The organism is Sphingopyxis sp. 550A (assembly GCF_053569535.1).
In genome coordinates, this window is sequence record NZ_CM131615.1 from 835,380 (window position 1) to 850,923 (window position 15,544).

Annotated in this window: 18 protein-coding genes; 16 read left to right on the forward strand and 2 right to left on the reverse strand. The window is 67.5% G+C overall.

Features of this window, described 5'->3' with window-relative positions; genetic code table 11:
- The first annotated feature begins 18 nt into the window (after positions 1 to 18).
- From ACVENA_RS04035 to dmpG, 13 genes are read left to right on the forward strand one after another with little or no spacing between them, the layout of a single operon-like run.
- Positions 19 to 933 (forward strand): fumarylacetoacetate hydrolase family protein, encoded by a 915-nt coding sequence (locus ACVENA_RS04035; protein ID WP_449327755.1) that lies wholly within the window; start codon positions 19 to 21, stop codon positions 931 to 933.
- Positions 930 to 1,982, forward strand: a complete 1,053-nt coding sequence (locus ACVENA_RS04040) for an ABC transporter substrate-binding protein (protein WP_449327756.1) — start codon at positions 930 to 932, stop codon at positions 1,980 to 1,982. The genes ACVENA_RS04035 and ACVENA_RS04040 overlap by 4 nt, the downstream gene beginning before the upstream one ends.
- Entirely contained in the window at positions 1,979 to 2,536 is a 558-nt protein-coding gene (locus ACVENA_RS04045; protein ID WP_449327757.1) for a VOC family protein, read from the forward strand. Before ACVENA_RS04040 ends, ACVENA_RS04045 begins: the two co-directional genes overlap by 4 nt.
- Positions 2,533 to 3,285, forward strand: coding sequence for an ABC transporter permease (locus tag ACVENA_RS04050; RefSeq protein WP_257548353.1), 753 nt, complete (start codon positions 2,533 to 2,535; stop codon positions 3,283 to 3,285). Before ACVENA_RS04045 ends, ACVENA_RS04050 begins: the two co-directional genes overlap by 4 nt.
- The gene (locus ACVENA_RS04055) at positions 3,282 to 4,031 is read left to right on the forward strand and encodes an ABC transporter ATP-binding protein (RefSeq protein ID WP_449327758.1); all 750 of its coding nucleotides are present in this window, start codon (positions 3,282 to 3,284) and stop codon (positions 4,029 to 4,031) included. The genes ACVENA_RS04050 and ACVENA_RS04055 overlap by 4 nt, the downstream gene beginning before the upstream one ends.
- Positions 4,031 to 4,858 carry an alpha/beta fold hydrolase gene (locus ACVENA_RS04060; RefSeq protein ID WP_449327759.1) on the forward strand — a complete coding sequence of 276 codons (828 nt, stop codon included), beginning with the start codon at positions 4,031 to 4,033 and terminating at the stop codon, positions 4,856 to 4,858. The genes ACVENA_RS04055 and ACVENA_RS04060 overlap by 1 nt, the downstream gene beginning before the upstream one ends.
- Positions 4,855 to 6,327 carry a 2-hydroxymuconic semialdehyde dehydrogenase gene (locus ACVENA_RS04065; RefSeq protein ID WP_449327760.1) on the forward strand — a complete coding sequence of 491 codons (1,473 nt, stop codon included), beginning with the start codon at positions 4,855 to 4,857 and terminating at the stop codon, positions 6,325 to 6,327. Before ACVENA_RS04060 ends, ACVENA_RS04065 begins: the two co-directional genes overlap by 4 nt.
- Before the next feature lie 9 nt (positions 6,328 to 6,336).
- On the forward strand, positions 6,337 to 7,116 hold the full coding sequence (locus ACVENA_RS04070; protein WP_257548359.1) for a 2-keto-4-pentenoate hydratase: 780 nt from the start codon (positions 6,337 to 6,339) through the stop codon (positions 7,114 to 7,116).
- Positions 7,113 to 7,547 carry a RidA family protein gene (locus ACVENA_RS04075; protein ID WP_449327761.1) on the forward strand — a complete coding sequence of 145 codons (435 nt, stop codon included), beginning with the start codon at positions 7,113 to 7,115 and terminating at the stop codon, positions 7,545 to 7,547. The genes ACVENA_RS04070 and ACVENA_RS04075 overlap by 4 nt, the downstream gene beginning before the upstream one ends.
- A 4-nt stretch (positions 7,548 to 7,551) precedes the next feature.
- Positions 7,552 to 8,076 (forward strand): 3-hydroxyanthranilate 3,4-dioxygenase, encoded by a 525-nt coding sequence (locus ACVENA_RS04080; RefSeq protein ID WP_449327762.1) that lies wholly within the window; start codon positions 7,552 to 7,554, stop codon positions 8,074 to 8,076.
- Positions 8,073 to 8,852, forward strand: a complete 780-nt coding sequence (locus ACVENA_RS04085; RefSeq protein WP_449327763.1) for a 2-keto-4-pentenoate hydratase — start codon at positions 8,073 to 8,075, stop codon at positions 8,850 to 8,852. Before ACVENA_RS04080 ends, ACVENA_RS04085 begins: the two co-directional genes overlap by 4 nt.
- 4 nt (positions 8,853 to 8,856) lie before the next feature.
- Positions 8,857 to 9,786 (forward strand): acetaldehyde dehydrogenase (acetylating), encoded by a 930-nt coding sequence (locus tag ACVENA_RS04090; RefSeq protein WP_449327764.1) that lies wholly within the window; start codon positions 8,857 to 8,859, stop codon positions 9,784 to 9,786.
- Positions 9,783 to 10,808: a 4-hydroxy-2-oxovalerate aldolase gene (dmpG, locus tag ACVENA_RS04095; RefSeq protein WP_449327765.1), complete on the forward strand. Its 1,026-nt coding sequence runs from the start codon at positions 9,783 to 9,785 to the stop codon at positions 10,806 to 10,808. Before ACVENA_RS04090 ends, dmpG begins: the two co-directional genes overlap by 4 nt.
- A 3-nt stretch (positions 10,809 to 10,811) precedes the next feature.
- On the opposite strand, the gene ACVENA_RS04100 is transcribed toward dmpG, so the two are convergent.
- The gene (locus ACVENA_RS04100) at positions 10,812 to 11,258 is read right to left on the reverse strand and encodes an Lrp/AsnC family transcriptional regulator (protein ID WP_329629068.1); all 447 of its coding nucleotides are present in this window, start codon (positions 11,256 to 11,258) and stop codon (positions 10,812 to 10,814) included.
- A gap of 119 nt (positions 11,259 to 11,377) precedes the next feature.
- Between ACVENA_RS04100 and alr the strand changes: the two genes are divergently transcribed.
- The 3 genes from alr to ACVENA_RS04115 are packed head-to-tail and all read left to right on the forward strand — an operon-like array spanning position 11,378 to position 14,135.
- Positions 11,378 to 12,505: an alanine racemase gene (gene alr, locus ACVENA_RS04105; RefSeq protein WP_449327766.1), complete on the forward strand. Its 1,128-nt coding sequence runs from the start codon at positions 11,378 to 11,380 to the stop codon at positions 12,503 to 12,505.
- Positions 12,502 to 13,761 (forward strand): D-amino acid dehydrogenase, encoded by a 1,260-nt coding sequence (locus ACVENA_RS04110; RefSeq protein WP_449327767.1) that lies wholly within the window; start codon positions 12,502 to 12,504, stop codon positions 13,759 to 13,761. Before alr ends, ACVENA_RS04110 begins: the two co-directional genes overlap by 4 nt.
- A gap of 26 nt (positions 13,762 to 13,787) precedes the next feature.
- Entirely contained in the window at positions 13,788 to 14,135 is a 348-nt protein-coding gene (locus ACVENA_RS04115; protein ID WP_257548373.1) for a RidA family protein, read from the forward strand.
- Positions 14,136 to 14,179: 44 nt separating this feature from the next.
- Here the strand turns inward: ACVENA_RS04115 and ACVENA_RS04120 are convergent, their stop codons facing one another.
- Positions 14,180 to 15,478: a hypothetical protein gene (locus ACVENA_RS04120; RefSeq protein ID WP_449327768.1), complete on the reverse strand. Its 1,299-nt coding sequence runs from the start codon at positions 15,476 to 15,478 to the stop codon at positions 14,180 to 14,182.
- Between the last annotated feature and the right edge of the window lie 66 nt (positions 15,479 to 15,544).

Genomic DNA, 15,544 nt, shown 5'->3' on the forward strand with positions numbered 1-15,544 from the left:
GAGAAGGAAGATCGACGCATGACCCGCTTTGCCCTAGCCACCCGCGCCACGCCTGAGGGCGCGCGCCCGACGATCCGGGTCGGCGATGCTTTCCATGATCTGCACGATGCCGCCGACGCGCATGGCTTCGCGTCGGTGGCGGGCGACGTCACCGCGATCATCCGCGACTGGGACGCGCGGCGCGACGGGCTGTTCGCGCTCGCCCGCGCGCTGGAAGGCGCGGCGAGCGGAATCGACGCACCCGCGCTTGCGGCGCCGTTCGAGCCGCGCCGTATCTTCGCGGCCGCATCGAACTTCATCGAACATGCCGACGAGATGAAGACCAAGCTCGCCGCCAAGGCCGAGAGTGAGCCCTATGTCTTCCTGAAGACGGTCGAGAGCGTCGTCGGGCCGAACGAGACGGTCGTCGTCCCCCCACAGGTGTCGCGCCCCGATTGGGAGGTCGAGCTCGGCGTCGTGCTCGGCCGTGCGGGGAAAAACGTCGCTGTCGCCGACGCGCACGACCTCATCGCGGGATATACGATCGTCAACGACGTGTCGGCGCGCGACCGCACGCGGCGGACCGACTTTCCCTTTTCGCACGACTGGTTCCGCGGCAAGAGCTTCGACAGCTTCACGCCGCTCGGCCCGGTGTTCGTGCCGCGCGACTGCCTCGGCGATCCGCATGACATCCGCCTCGGGCTCAAGGTCAACGGCGAGGCGATGCAGGACGGCAACACGTCCGAGATGATCTTCAACATCTATGAGCAGATCGCCTATCTCTCGACGATCCTCGAATTGAAGGCGGGCGACCTGATCGCCTCGGGCACCCCCGCCGGGGTCGGCATGGGGCGCGGCGTCTTCCTGAAGGACGGCGACGTGATGGATGCCTGGGTCCAAGGCATAGGCGAGCTTCGCAACCCCGTCTCGGCGCCGCACCTGCCGTGCGCATGACGCCGAAGACCGCCTTTTCGCGCCGCGCGCTGATCGCGCCTTTGCTCGTCGTTGCAGCCATCGCCGCGCTGACGCTGTGGAGCGCGTTCGGCGGCAATGCGCCGCAGGTCGCGAAGCAGGCGGAGGGCGCGCGCGCCGTTCGCTTCAACATGGCGTGGCTGCCGCAGGGCAGCATGGCGGGCATCTTCGTCGCGATCGACAAGGGTTATTTCGCTGACGCCGGGCTCGCGGTCGAGCCGGTGCGCGGTTTCGGCGGGATGCGGACCGCGAACGAGCTCGACCAGGGCATGTTCGAATTCGCCTATATCGATCCGCTGTCGGTCGCGCTCAGCCGCGCGAAGGGCGGCAAGGTGCGGATGATCGGCGGCATCAACATGCGGCTTCCCGCCGGCGCCTGTTTCGTCAAGGAGCGGCACAATATCGCGAAGCCTGCCGACCTTGCAGGCCTGCGCTTCGGCGCCGGGCAAAGCTCGATGATTCAGGCGCTGCTCCCGGCATGGCTCAAGGATAATGGCGTTGACCCGGCGCGCGTCGAGCAGATCCAGCTCGACCCGGCGATCGTCGTCTCTTCGCTCGTCGAGGGACGGATCGACGCCGCCGAATGCTGGCTCGGCAATTCGATGGCGCTGTTCGACAAGGCGGCGAAGGCGAAGGGGGTGACGATCGGGCGCATCGCCTATGCCGACTTCGGGCTCGACGTTTACGGCAGCGGTTTCGCGACGCAGGACGCGCTGATCGAAAAGCAGCCCGATCTGGTGCGCGCTTTCCTGAAGGCCGCCTATCGCGGCTATGCCGACGCGGCGCGCGATCCCAAGGGCGCGCTCGCGATCATCCGCAAGGCCTATCCCTTGCTCGACGAGGCCGTCACCGAACGCCAGATCCGCGAAACCGCCGACCTGATGGCGGCCGAGGGCGGCTCGCACCGCCTCGCGCCCGAGAAGATCGAGCGCACCGTCACCACGCTGCAGGCGAGCGGCCAGCTTCAGGGCTTCGACCAGATGCCGCAGCTCTTCACCAACGCCTTCGTTCCGATGGGGAATCAGCCATGACCGATCCCGCTTCCTACCGCCCGCGCCCGACGCGGCTCGGCCACCTCGTGCTCAAGGTACGCGACATCGACCGCAGCCTCGCTTTCTATACCGAGGTGATCGGGCTCACCGTGTCCGACTGGATCGACCATCATATGGTCTTCCTGCGCGCGGGCGAGGATCACCACGACCTCGCGCTGCTCCAGCTTCCGCCCGGCCACAGCGCGATCCCCGAGGGGCATTATCCCGCGGTCGAGCATTTCTCCTACCGCCTCGAAACGATCGAGGAGATGGAGAAGGTCGCGGCGATGCTTGTCGCGCGCGGCATCTCCATCGACCGCGGCATCGGCAAGCACGGCCCGGGGGCGAACAGCTTCCTCGTCTTCCGCGATCCCGACGGCAACAATGTCGAATTCTACACCGACATGACACAGATCACCGCCGACAGCCCCTATGCGCCCTCGGTGTGGGACGGGAAAGATCTCGAAACCTTCGACCGCTGGCACCTCGAGAAATTCCTCGTGCCGCCGCCCGCGCGCATTCAGGCGCTGCTCGACAAGGGCGACGACGCGTGAGCAGACTGCTCAATCGCGATACCGCGATCAGCGCGGGCTTTTTTCTGCTGCTCGGGCTGGCGTGGGAATATGGCGTTCGCGCGTCGGGCATCGCCTCCTATCTGCTGCCGCCGCCGAGCGCGATCCTCGGCGAGCTCTGGCAGTCGCGCGGGCCGATCCTGTCGCAAAGCCTCGTCACGCTGACCGAAGTGTTCTGGGGGTTCCTGATCGCGGTCGCGCTCGGGGTGCCGATCGCGGCGCTGATCCATTTCTCGCGCACCGCGAAAAGCACCGTCTATCCGCTGTTCGTCGCGCTGCAATCGATCCCCAAGATCGGCCTCGCGCCGCTGATCGTCGTCTGGTTCGGCTATGGCCTCGCGTCGAAGCTGATCATGGCCTTCCTCTTCGCTTTCTTCCCGATCATCATCGCGACGCTCGGCGGGCTCGCCAGCACTCCGGCGCATCTCGAGGAGCATTTCCGGGCACTGCGCGCCACCCCGATGCAGGCCTTCTGGCGCCTCCGCCTTCCTGCCGCGCTGCCGAGCTTTCTCGACGGGTGCAAGGTCGCGATGCCGCTCGCGGTGATCGGGGCGGTGGTGGGCGAGTTCGTCGGCTCGAACGACGGCCTCGGCAACCTCATCCTCACCGCCTCGGGTTCGGGGCACACGACGCTGACCTTCGCCGCGCTGATCGCGGTGACGATCCTCTCTCTCCTGCTCTTCTACGGCGTCGCCTATTGGGAGCGCTTCATCTGGTGGCGCGCGGCATGAGCGTGGTGATTTCCCTCTCGAACGCCGGCAAGCTGTTCGGCGGCCGTCAGGTGCTGCAAGGCGTCAGCGCCGAGATCGGCGATGCCGAATTCGTCTCGATCCTCGGCCCCTCGGGCTGCGGCAAGAGCACGCTCCTTCGCCTGATCGCGGGGCTGGTTCCCTTCGAGGAAGGCAGCATCCGCTTCGGCGGCGCCGAGGTCACCGCGCCGACTGCCGACATGGGTTTCGTCTTCCAGACCTCGAACCTGCTGCCGTGGCGCAATGTCCGCGACAATCTGCTGCTCGGCGTCGACCTCGACCCGGCGGCGAAGCGCCCCGACGAAGCGGCAATTGCCGCGCTGGTCGAGACGCTGGGGCTGACGGGCTTCGAGGCGAGCTGTCCCGGCGAACTGTCGGGCGGGATGCGCCACCGCGTCGCGATCGGGCAGGCGCTGGCGCGCGGGCCGCGGGTGCTGCTGATGGACGAGCCGTTCGGCGCGCTCGACGCGCTGACCCGCGACCGGCTCAACATGGAACTGCTCCGCATCTGGCAGCGCGACCGCAAGACCGTGCTGCTCGTCACCCACAGCATTTCGGAAGCCGTGCTGCTCTCCGACCGCGTGCTGGTGATGTCGGAGCGGCCGGGGACGATTATCGAGGATGTCCGCATCGACCTGCCGCGCCCGCGCGACCCCAGCGCGACGCGCGAGGACCCGGCGTTCGGCGACTATGTCGTGCGGCTCAGCAAATTGATGGGAGTATCGTGATGGACAGCGGGATTCTGGCGACGGCGGGCGCCGAAATCTGGTGGCAGACGCACGGAGAAGGACCGGCGGTCGTGCTCGCGCACGGCATCGGCGGCAATCATGCGATCTGGTATCGGCAGATCGATGCGCTGGCGCGCTCGAACCGCGTCGTCACCTTCGACCATCGCGGCTTCGGCCTGTCGCGCGACCATGACGGGCGTGGGCGCGACGCCTTTGTCGACGATCTGACCGCGCTGCTCGATCATCTGGGCGTGGAGAAGGCGGCGTTCGTCGGCCAGTCGATGGGCGCGGGCACCTGCGTCGGCTTCGCCCACCGCACCCCGGAGCGCGTCGCGGCGCTCGCCATCTGCGACAGCCTGCACGGCATCGCCGAGACGGGCGAGATCAAGACGATCATGGACGCCGCGCGGGCAAAGACCGCTGACCTGTCGCAGATTGAACGCGTCCTCGGCGCCGGCGCGCCGCGCGAGCTCGCAGCGCTCTATAGCCAGATCGCGAGCTTCAACGCCGCCGATCGTCACAGCCTGGCGGGCCGTTTCGAGGCGCGCCCGGCGGCCGATCTCGGCGGCAAGGGGTTCCCGATCCTCTTCCTTTGCGGGGTCGAGGATGGGCTTTTCCCGATCGAGGCGGTGCGCCTTGCACAGGCCGATGTCGCGGGCTCCTTCCTCGTTGAGGTCAACGACGCCGGTCATTCGGCCTTCCTCGAAGCGCCAACCCAGTTCAACGACACCATATTGTCGCTGTTCCAGATGGCGGGCCATGTCGGCAAGGCCGGCCCCGCGCACAGCAATGCCGCGGGCTATGTCGCCGTCGGGGGCGCGGCATGAGCGCCTATCCCTTCGCTGCGCGGCCGGTGCTCAACTATGTCGATGGAGCCTTCGTCGAGGGCGACGGCTGGTTCGACAATGTGAACCCGGTCGACGGCAGCGTCGCGGGCCGCGTGTCGCTCGCGAGCCGCGACCTCGTCGATCGCGCCGTTGCGGCGGGCCGCGCCGCGCTCAAGGGGCCGTGGGGCAGGATGTCGCAGGCCGAGCGCTGCAAGCTGCTCGTCCGCATCGCCGAGGGGATCGAGGCGCGCTTCGACGAATTCGCGGCGGCGGAGATCGCCGACACCGGCAAGTCGCTGCACCAGGCGCGCACGATCGACATTCCGCGCGGCGCGGCCAACTTCCGCGCCTTCGCCGCGCTCGCCGAAGCGCGCGCGATGCCGAGTTTCCGCACCGACCTGCCCGACGGGCGCAGCGCGATCAACTATGCGGTCGCGCGACCCTTGGGCGTCGTCGCGATCGTTTCGCCGTGGAACCTGCCGCTGCTGCTGATGACATGGAAGGTCGCGCCCGCGCTAGCCTGCGGCAATGTCGTCGTCGTCAAGCCCAGCGAAGAAACCCCCTCGACCGCGACTTTGCTCGCCGAGGTGATGGACGCGGCGGGAGTGCCGCCGGGGGTGTTCAACCTCGTCCACGGCTTCGGTGCGGACTCGACGGGTGAGTGGCTGACCGCCAACCCCGCCATCGACGCGATCACCTTCACCGGGGAATCGGCGACCGGCGGCGCGATCATGCGCGTCGCGGCAACAGGCGTGAAACCCGTCTCCTTCGAGCTCGGCGGCAAGAATGCCGCGCTCGTCTTCGCCGACTGCGATTTCGACGAGGCGGTTGCGGGGACGGTACGCTCGGTCTTCTCCAACTGCGGGCAGGTGTGCCTGTGCACCGAGCGCATCTATGTCGAGCGGCCGATCTTCGGCCGCTTTGTCGCCGCGCTCGCCGAACGTGCGAAGGCGCTGACCGTTGGCGACCCTTGGTCAGGCGCAGACATGGGTCCGCTGATCTCGCACGGCCACCGCGAGAAGGTGCTGTCCTATTATGCGCTCGCGCGCGACGAGGGGGCGACGGTGGTGACCGGCGGCGGGGTGCCCGAACTCGACGGCGCGCTCGCGGGCGGGGCGTTCGTCCAGCCGACGATCCTCACCGGCCTCGGCCCCGATGCGCGCTGCGTACGCGAGGAGATTTTCGGTCCCGTCTGCCATATCGCGCCCTTCGACAGTGAAGAGGAAGCGATCGAGCTTGCAAACGATACCGACTATGGCCTTGCCGCGGCGATCTGGACGCGCGACGTGGGACGCGCGCACCGCGTCGCGGCGCAGATGGAGGTGGGCATCGTCTGGGTCAACGAATGGTTCCTGCGCGACCTGCGCACGCCCTTTGGCGGCATGAAGCTGTCGGGCATCGGGCGCGAGGGCGGCGAGCATTCGCTGAATTTCTATTCCGAACCGACCAATATCTGCGTGAAACTGTAAGAGGATATCATGGCCGACATCGCCGCCATCGCCGCAAGGCTCGACACCGCCGCCCGCGAGGCCAGGGCGATCCCGCAGATCACGGGGGAGGCGGGCGACCTGCCGCTCGCCGACGCCTATGCCATTCAGCGCGCCGCGATCGACCATCGTCTCGCGCGTGGCGCGACGCTGGTGGGCGTCAAGATGGGCTTCACCAGCGAAGCGAAGATGGCGCAGATGGGCCTCAAGGACCAGATATGGGGCCGGCTCACCTCTGACATGGTCGTCGTCAACGGCGCCGCGATCGACCGCGCGCGCTTCATCCATCCGCGCGTCGAGCCCGAGGTTGCGGTGCGGCTGAAGGCGCCCTTGTCGGGCGAGGTGACGCGCGACGAAGCTCTCGCGGCGGTCGATGCGGTCGCAGCGGCGCTCGAGATCATCGACAGCCGTTACGAGAATTTCCGCTTCGCGCTTGGCGACGTGATCGCCGACAATGCTTCCTCGTCGGCCTTCGTTACCGGCCCGTGGCTCGCCGCCGATACCGACGTGTCCGACGTCGCGATGGCGATGCGCGTCGATGGCGAGGTGGCGGAGACGGGGACGAGCGCCGCGATCCTCGGCGACCCGCTCCGCTCGCTCGTCGCCGCGGCGCGGCTCGCGGGCGCGGCGGGCCTCACCCTCCAGCCGGGCTGGACGGTGATGCTTGGCGGCGCGACCGCGGCGGCGGCGATCGGCGCGGCGCATAGCGTCTCGCTCGACGCGGGGCATCTCGGCCGCGTCGGCTTCACCATCGAAGGAGGTGCGGCATGAACGGCGATAGCGAAGGCAGGGTGATCCCCGGCAAGGCGCGCCCGCGCGGCCGCTTTCCGCACTATCGCCGCGCGGGCGATTTCGTCTTCGTCTCGGGCACGAGTTCGCGCCGCACCGACAACAGCTTCGCGGGCGCCTCGGCCGACGAATATGGTACGGTGTCGCTCGACGTCGCCGAGCAGACGCGCGCGGTGATCGAGAATATCGGCGCGATCCTCGCCGACGCGGGCGGCTCGCTCGCCGATGTCGTCGACGTGACGAGCTTCCTCGTCAACATGAACGACTTCGGCGGCTACAACGCCGTCTATGCCGAATATTTCGACGAGGCCGGTCCCGCGCGCACCACCGTCGCGGTCCACCAGCTTCCCCACCCGCACCTGCTGATCGAGATCAAGGCGACCGCCTTCATCCCGCGCGCATCGAAAGGATGACGCCATGCTGACCTATGGACTGCCCTTCAACTTCCGCGAATGGATCGAGGATCATCGCGACGTGCTGCAACCCCCGGTCGGCAATGCGCAGATCTGGGAGGACGCCGATTTCATCGTCACCGTCGTCGGTGGTCCCAACCAGCGCACCGACTATCATGTCGATCCGCTCGAGGAATTCTTCTACCAGATCGAGGGCGATATGAACCTGCGCCTCTGGACCGACGACGGACCAAAGGACATGCCGATCCGCGCGGGCGACATCTTCCTGTTGCCGCCGAACGTCCCGCACTCGCCGCAGCGCCCCGTCGCGGGCAGCGTCGGGCTGGTCATCGAGCGCAAGCGGCCCGAAGGCGTGACCGACGCCTTCCAATGGTATTGCGACGATTGCGGCCATATCGTCCACCGCGTCGAGGTTCAGCTTCAGAGCATCGTCCGCGATCTGCCGCCTTTGTTCGAGGCCTTTTACGCCAGCGAGGAGCTGCGCACCTGCGGCCAGTGCGGCACGGTCCATCCGGGCAAAGCGCGATGACGACGACATATGAAGCCGTCGCCCGCCGCTTACGCGACGCCTATGCGGGCGGGGTGGTGGCGCCTTTGCGCGATACGCTGGAGCCGACCGACGCAGAGGGCGCCTATGCGATACAGACGATCAACGCCCGCTTCTGGGAAGCGCAGGGCCGCCGCATCGTCGGGCGTAAGGCCGGGCTGACCGCGAAGGCGGTGCAGGCGCAACTCGGCGTCGATCAGCCCGACTTCGGGGTGCTGTTCGACGATATGCGGGTCGCCGATGGCGGGACGCTCGATCCGGCGCGGACGATCCAGCCGAAGGCGGAGGTGGAGATCGCCTTCATCCTGGGCGCCGATCTGCCCGATACCGACACGACCGCCGAACAGGTCGCGAAGGCGGTCGCCAGCGTCCATGCGGCGATCGAGATTGTCGACAGCCGTATCGCCGACTGGAAGATCAGCTTCGCCGATACGGTCGCGGACAATGGCTCGTCGGCCTTCTTCGTGCTGGCGGATCAGGGCCTGCCGCTCGCTGGGCTCGATCTCGAAGGCGCGGCGATGGAGATGGCGATTAACGGCGTGATCGCGTCGACCGGCCTCGGTGCGGCAGCGCTCGGCAATCCGCTCAACGCCGCGGCGTGGCTGGCGCGAACGCTCGCGGGTCGCGGCGAGCCGCTCAAGGCCGGCGATATCCTGCTCGCGGGCGCGCTGGGGCCGATGGTCGCGCTGGCGCCGGGCGATCATGTCGAGGCACGCATCGCCGGCATCGGTGCGTGCAGCTTCACCTATCAGGACTGAGACGATGGCAAAAACCAAGGTGGCGATCATCGGATCGGGTAACATCGGCACGGACCTGATGATCAAGATCATGCGCCTGTCGGACGTGCTGGAGATGGCCGCTTTCGTCGGCATCGATCCCGAGAGCGACGGGCTGAAACGCGCCGAAAGGTTGGGTGTGCCGATCACCGCCGAAGGGCTGGACGGCCTGATCGCGATGCCGGGCTTCGCCGATATCGGCATCGTCTTCGACGCGACCTCGGCGGGCGCGCACAAGCGGCATAGCGAAGCGCTGATCGCCCATGGCAAGCGCGTCGTCGACCTGACCCCGGCGGCAATCGGCCCCTATACGATCCCGCCGGTCAACGGCGATGCGCATCTGGATGCGGCGAACGTCAATATGGTGACGTGCGGCGGGCAGGCGACGATCCCGATCGTCGCGGCGGTGAACCGCGTCGCGAAGGTGCATTATGGCGAGATCGTCGCGTCGATCGCGTCGAAAAGCGCCGGTCCCGGCACGCGCGCGAACATCGACGAGTTCACCGAGACGACGAGCGAGGCGATCATCAAGGTCGGCGGTGCGACGCGTGGCAAGGCGATCATCGTCCTCAATCCCGCCGAACCGCCACTCATCATGCGCGACACCGTCTATTGCCTCTGCGACGACGGCGACCGCGCGGCGATTGCGGCGAGCGTCGAGGCGATGGTCGCCGAGGTGCAGGCCTATGTTCCCGGCTACCGCCTCAAGCAGGCGGTGCAGTTCGAGAGCATCGGCGGCAACGCGCCGCTGCACATTCCCGAAATGGGTGGCAGCTTCACCGGCCTCAAGGTCAGCGTCTTCCTCGAGGTCGAGGGCGCCGCGCATTATCTGCCGGCCTATGCGGGCAATCTCGACATCATGACCTCGGCGGCGCTGAAGACTGCCGAGAAGATCGCGACAAGGATGGCGGCATGACCTTCGATCCGACCACGACCAAGCTCTATATCCAGGACGTCACCCTGCGCGACGGGATGCACGCGATCCGGCACCAATATGGGCTCGATCATGTACAGGCGATCGCGAAGGCGCTCGACGCCGCAAAGGTCGATGCGATCGAAGTGTCGCACGGTGACGGGCTGCAGGGGTCGAGCTTCAACTACGGCTTTGGCGCCCACACCGATTGGGACTGGATCGGCGCGGTGGCCGAGGTGCTTGAGCATAGTGTGCTCACGACGCTGCTGCTTCCCGGCATCGGCACCGTTCATGATCTCAAGCACGCCTATGAGATGGGCGTCCGCTCGGTGCGGATTGCGACGCACTGCACCGAAGCCGACGTGTCGAAGCAGCATATCGAGGCCGCGCGGAACCTCGGCATGGACGTCGCGGGCTTCCTGATGATGAGCCACATGTCGGAGCCCGAGCCCCTCGCGAGCCAAGCGAAGCTGATGGAGGAATATGGCGCGCATTGCGTCTATGTTACCGACAGCGGCGGCGCGCTGACGATGGACGGCTATGCGGCGCGGTTGCAGGCCTACGACCGGGTGCTGAACCCCGAGACGCAGCGCGGGGTCCACGCGCACCATAATCTCAGCCTCGGCGTCGCCAACAGCCTCGTCGCGGTGCAGAACGGTGCGGGGCGCGTCGACGCCAGCCTGGCCGGGATGGGGGCAGGGGCAGGCAATGCGCCGCTTGAAGTCTTCATCGCCGCCGCCGATGTATATGGCTGGAACCATGGCTGCGACCTGTTCGCGCTGATGGACGCCGCCGAGGAACTGGTGCGCCCGCTTCAGGATCGTCCGGTGCGCGTCGACCGCGAGACGCTGACATTGGGTTATGCGGGGGTCTATTCCTCCTTCCTGCGACATGCCGAGAAAGCCGCCGCCGAGCATGGCCTCGATACCCGCGCCATCCTCGTCGAGCTCGGACGCCGCAAAATGGTCGGCGGGCAGGAAGACATGATCGTCGACGTCGCGCTCGACATGGCGAACGGTCGATAATCTCTACATCCGCCGGTTGCTGCGCATCGCGAAGCTCGACATGATCCGCGAGACGCCGGGCAGTCGCGAGAGCACGTCGCGGTGGAAGGCGCCATAGGCGTCGATCCCGTCGATCTGCACCCGCAGGACATAATCGCCGCTTCCCGACATCAGATACCATTCCTGAATCTCGGCGTGATCGCGCACGGCTTTTTCGAAGCGGACGAGATATTCCTCGGTCTGCCGTTCGAGCTCGATCTGGACGATCGCGGTCGTCCCTTCGTGCGGGGCGGCGTGCGAGACGATCGCGGCATAGCCGCGGATCACCCCCGATTGTTCGAGCAGGCGCACGCGGCGCAAGCAGGCCGAAGGCGACAGTCCGACCTCGCTCGCAAGCGCCTGATTGGTGATCCGGGCGTCGAGCCGCAGGCGGTTGAGAATGCGCCGGTCGATGGCGTCGAGGGACTGCATATTCTGCGATACCTTCGCATATTATTCGAATCGATACGCCGATTATGCCGGTTTCTACTCGAGATAAATGACAAAGTGGAAGAGTCTTTGCCTATCTCCGGTTCCGGGAGATAGGGATCATGCCGCAAATCCTGTCGTCGAGCATCCTTCGGATCGATCTCGACGCAATCCGCGCCAATTATCGAACGATCGCGGACCGTGTCGCGCCGGCGCGCGCCGGCGCGGTGGTCAAGGCCAACGGCTATGGCCTTGGCGCCGAACGCGTGGCGGCGGCGCTGTATCGCGAGGGATGCCGGGCCTTCTTCGTCGCGCGGCTCGTCGAGGCCGACACCTTGCGCGCGGGGCTGGACGCCGATGCCGACATCTTCGTACTGAACGGTCTCGACCCCGGTGCTGAGCCGCGTTGCGCCGACGCGGGCCACATCCCGGTCCTTAATTCGTCTTCGCAGGTGGCGGCGTGGCGCGGGCTCGCGGTGGCGCGGGGGATGGCGCTTCCGGCGGCGCTGCAACTCGACAGCGGCATGTCGCGCCTCGGCCTGCCGCTCGCCGAGGCCGAACGGCTGGCGCGCGATGCCGCTTTCGCGGACGAGATCGACCTGCGCCTCGTGATGAGCCATCTCGCATGCGGCGACGAACCCGATCATCCCGCCAATGCGGCGCAGCTCGATGCCTTCGCTGCGGGCCGCGCGCTGTTTCCGGGCGTCCCGGCCTCGCTCGCCAACAGCGGCGGATCGTTCCTGCCGAAGAGATTCCATGGCGATATCGTCCGCCCCGGCGTGGCGCTGTTCGGCGTCGATCCCGGACCGGCGGCCGCGGGGTTGCAGCCCGTCGCGACGCTGCACGCCCGCATCCTGCAAACCCGCGAGATCGAACCGGGCACCGGCGTCGGCTATGGGCTCGATCATATCGCGAGCGACCGGCAGCGGCTGGCCACGATCGGCATCGGCTATGCCGACGGCTGGCCGCGCAATCTCGGCGGGGTCGGCCGCGTCTGGTGGAACGGCGTGCCGCTGCCGATCGCGGGGCGCGTGTCGATGGACAGTCTGACGATCGACATCAGCGACCCGCGCGCCGCGGCGCTTGCCGAAGGCGATCTGGTCGAACTGATCGGGCCGTCGCAGTCGCTCGCCGACGTCGCCCGCGACGCGGGGACGATCCCCTATGAAATCTTGACCCGCCTAGGATCGCGCCATGCGCGGATTTTCGTCGAGGCCGGCCAATCGCTCGATGTGGGAGACAGGGCATGAAGATCGTGGTTCTCGGCGCCGGAGTCATTGGCGTCACGTCGGCCTATTATCTGGCCGAGGCCGGGCACGAGGTCGTGCTGATCGACCGCCAGCCGGGGCCGGGGCTCGAAACCAGCTTTGCCAATGCCGGTGAAATCTCGCCGGGCTATGCCTCGCCCTGGGCGGCGCCGGGCATTCCGGTCAAGGCGCTGCGCTGGCTGTTCATGCATCATGCGCCGCTGATCCTGAAGCTGCGCTTCGATCCCGCGATGCTGCGCTGGGTTTTCGCGATGCTGCGCAACTGCACGGCGGGGCGCTATGCGCTCAACAAGAGCCGCATGGTCCGCCTCGCCGAATATAGCCGCGACGAGCTTGTCGCGCTGCGGACGAGGCTGGGGATCGATTATGACCATCGCTCGCAGGGGACGCTTCAGCTTTTCCGCACCCAAAAGCAGTTCGACGACAGCGCGAGCGACATCGCGGTCCTGAAGGATTATGGGGTCGCTTATGAGCTGCTGGAGCGCGACGGCTGCGTCGGCGCGGAGCCGGGGCTCGCGGCGACGCGTGATCGCTTTGTCGGCGGCCTGCGACTGCCCGGCGACGAGACGGGCGACTGCCACCTGTTTACGCGCGCGCTTGCGGATCGCCTGCCGACGATGGGCGTCGAAATCCTCTACGACACCGCGATCGAAGCGCTCGAAACCGAAGGCGGGCGGATCGTCGGGGTGCGGACCGATCGCGGGACGATCCGGGGCGATGCCTATCTGGCGGCGCTGGCGAGCTTTTCGCCGGGGCTGCTGCGCCCGCTCGGGCTCGACGTGCCGATCTATCCGGTCAAGGGCTATTCGGTCACCGTTCCGATCGCCGACGAAAGCCGCGCGCCGGTATCGACGCTGCTCGACGAAAGCTACAAGATCGCGATCACCCGGTTGGGGAGCCGCATCCGCGTCGGCGGGATGGCCGAACTGTCGGGGTTCAACCGCGCGCTGTCGGAGCGCCGCGAAGAGACGCTGCTGCACTCGCTGAACGACCTGTTTCCGGGCGCTGCCGTCCAGGGCGCGGAGACGAATTTCTGGAGCGGGCTGCGGCCGATGACCCCGGACAGCACGCCGATCGTCGGCGCGACGCGACTGCCTAATCTTTTCCTGAATGCCGGCCATGGCACTTTGGGCTGGACGATGGCATGCGGTTCCGGGCGGCTGATCGCCAGCCTGATCGGCGGAACGCCGCCGCCGATCGACCATGCGGACCTGGCCCTTTCGCGCTATGCGCGCTGACCGTTTCAATCGAAGGAGAATGAAGAGTGACCATCGAACGCCTGCATAGCGGCCCGCGCATGAGCCAGGCCGTTATCCACAACGGCATCGTCCATCTCGCGGGTCAGATCGGCGCCCCCGGCGAGGATGCGACCGCGCAGACGCGCGCGGTGCTCGCGTCGATCGACACGCTGCTCGCCGAGGCGGGAACCAGCCGCGACCGCCTGCTCACCGCGACCATCTGGCTCGCCGACATGGGCGACTTCGCGGCGATGAACGCCGTCTGGGAAGACTGGCTCGGCGGCGCCAATGCGCCGACCCGCGCCACCGGCGAGGTGCGGCTCGCGACCGATGCGTACAAGGTCGAGATCATCGTGACCGCTGCGCTGCCCTGATAGTTCAAGTCCGGCGGGCGAGGCGCGCGACGGCGCGTCTCGCCTCAGCCCGGCGTGCCGGCGACCGCTTCGACCAGCCGCCGAAATCCCTGTGCCGCAGCGATGGTTGCGGGAGCGTCGAGGCAGCGTTCGTCATCGTCGGCGACATGATGGAAGCGATGGATGCCGAAGACCCCGGCCGCCGGGGCATAGCCGGCCTTGATGACCTCATCGAGCTCGCCCGCTGACAGTATTTCGCTCGAAACCGGAGCTTCATAGCCGATCTGACCGGCGAAAACGGCACGCGCCAGCGGGAGCAGCGCCGGTGAGATCGACAGGAAGCGCTGGCTGTCGACGCTGGGCAGCGGGGTCAGATAGCCCGGGAGGTCGTGCCAGTCGCGTGCCGCGACATTGGCGCCGATATGCAGCCAGAAACGTGTCGCGGCGGGCGGCGGCGCGATTTGCTTCATGGCTTCGGCGGCGCCGAGATATTCATATTCATGGCCGGTGTTGCAAATGAGAGCGAGGTCGTGATCGGGCAGCGCTTTCGGTGCCCAGCGCGCAAGGTCGAGCCACGCTGCGACGCCCGGCCCGCGCTCGGCGGCGCAGCCGAACCAGCCCGACCGCGGCGTCGAGATCGCCAGCCAGCGCCCCTTGCCGCGATCGATCCGGCCGACGAAATTGAAGGCCGGGCGCGTGCCGCCCCGGCCGTCGATCGTCAGGCGTGCCTCGCCCCCCCGCATCGCGGCCGCAAGGAAGGGATCGGCGTCCTCGGGAGCGATAAGCGCCACCGGCCCCGCGAACATCGGCTTGCGGCCATCGGCGTTGAGCGCGATCAGCTTGCCCGTCGGGCCGTTGGTGATCGCCACCGCGGCTTTCGCGCCACCGGCAAAAGCCGCCTCGATCGGTCCGCGCGCCGCCTTGGCGAGCATCGACGACCAGCGCGCGTGCGGCAGGTCGACGAGTGCGATCGCACCTTGCAGCGAGGCGGCGGCGCGGCCGTGCGGATCGACGCGGACCAGCGGTCCCGAAACGCCGCCGGGGCCGGTCGGGATAACGACCGGTTGGGGATAGACGGGGGTCGTCCGGTCTCCGCACACCAGTTCGGCGACGGCCGCGTCGAACCAGGGGGCTGCGAAATCCTGTCGCTCGACGGCATAGCCCACATTCCTGAGCTCATCCGCCAGCCACGCGCCGCACGCCATGTCGCCGGGGCCGCCGGCGCGCTTGTTGCCGAAACCGACATAGCGCAGCAGGTCGGCCTCGATCGTGCTGCTTGCAGGAGAAGCGGCCTGAACCCCCATGCTTGCCAGCGGCAGCAGCGCGCCCGCGCCCAGAAAGCTTCGTCTGCTGCCGTCGACCATTGCCTTGCCTCTCGCCGTTTCGGACGGAGCATGGCGCGACCCGTTTGCATTGGTCAACCCGCCATG

Bases quoted from the DNA above. Each gene is read 5' to 3' on its own strand.
- ACVENA_RS04035 (WP_449327755.1), top strand. From the start codon at position 19: ATGACCCGCTTTGCCCTAGCCACCCGCGCCACGCCTGAGGGCGCGCGC.
- ACVENA_RS04040 (WP_449327756.1), top strand. From the start codon at position 930: ATGACGCCGAAGACCGCCTTTTCGCGCCGCGCGCTGATCGCGCCTTTG.
- ACVENA_RS04045 (WP_449327757.1), top strand. From the start codon at position 1,979: ATGACCGATCCCGCTTCCTACCGCCCGCGCCCGACGCGGCTCGGCCAC.
- ACVENA_RS04055 (WP_449327758.1), top strand. From the start codon at position 3,282: ATGAGCGTGGTGATTTCCCTCTCGAACGCCGGCAAGCTGTTCGGCGGC.
- ACVENA_RS04060 (WP_449327759.1), top strand. From the start codon at position 4,031: ATGGACAGCGGGATTCTGGCGACGGCGGGCGCCGAAATCTGGTGGCAG.
- ACVENA_RS04065 (WP_449327760.1), top strand. From the start codon at position 4,855: ATGAGCGCCTATCCCTTCGCTGCGCGGCCGGTGCTCAACTATGTCGAT.
- ACVENA_RS04070 (WP_257548359.1), top strand. From the start codon at position 6,337: ATGGCCGACATCGCCGCCATCGCCGCAAGGCTCGACACCGCCGCCCGC.
- ACVENA_RS04075 (WP_449327761.1), top strand. From the start codon at position 7,113: ATGAACGGCGATAGCGAAGGCAGGGTGATCCCCGGCAAGGCGCGCCCG.
- ACVENA_RS04080 (WP_449327762.1), top strand. From the start codon at position 7,552: ATGCTGACCTATGGACTGCCCTTCAACTTCCGCGAATGGATCGAGGAT.
- ACVENA_RS04085 (WP_449327763.1), top strand. From the start codon at position 8,073: ATGACGACGACATATGAAGCCGTCGCCCGCCGCTTACGCGACGCCTAT.
- ACVENA_RS04090 (WP_449327764.1), top strand. From the start codon at position 8,857: ATGGCAAAAACCAAGGTGGCGATCATCGGATCGGGTAACATCGGCACG.
- dmpG (WP_449327765.1), top strand. From the start codon at position 9,783: ATGACCTTCGATCCGACCACGACCAAGCTCTATATCCAGGACGTCACC.
- ACVENA_RS04100 (WP_329629068.1), bottom strand. From the start codon at position 11,258: ATGCAGTCCCTCGACGCCATCGACCGGCGCATTCTCAACCGCCTGCGG.
- alr (WP_449327766.1), top strand. From the start codon at position 11,378: ATGCCGCAAATCCTGTCGTCGAGCATCCTTCGGATCGATCTCGACGCA.
- ACVENA_RS04110 (WP_449327767.1), top strand. From the start codon at position 12,502: ATGAAGATCGTGGTTCTCGGCGCCGGAGTCATTGGCGTCACGTCGGCC.
- ACVENA_RS04120 (WP_449327768.1), bottom strand. From the start codon at position 15,478: ATGGTCGACGGCAGCAGACGAAGCTTTCTGGGCGCGGGCGCGCTGCTG.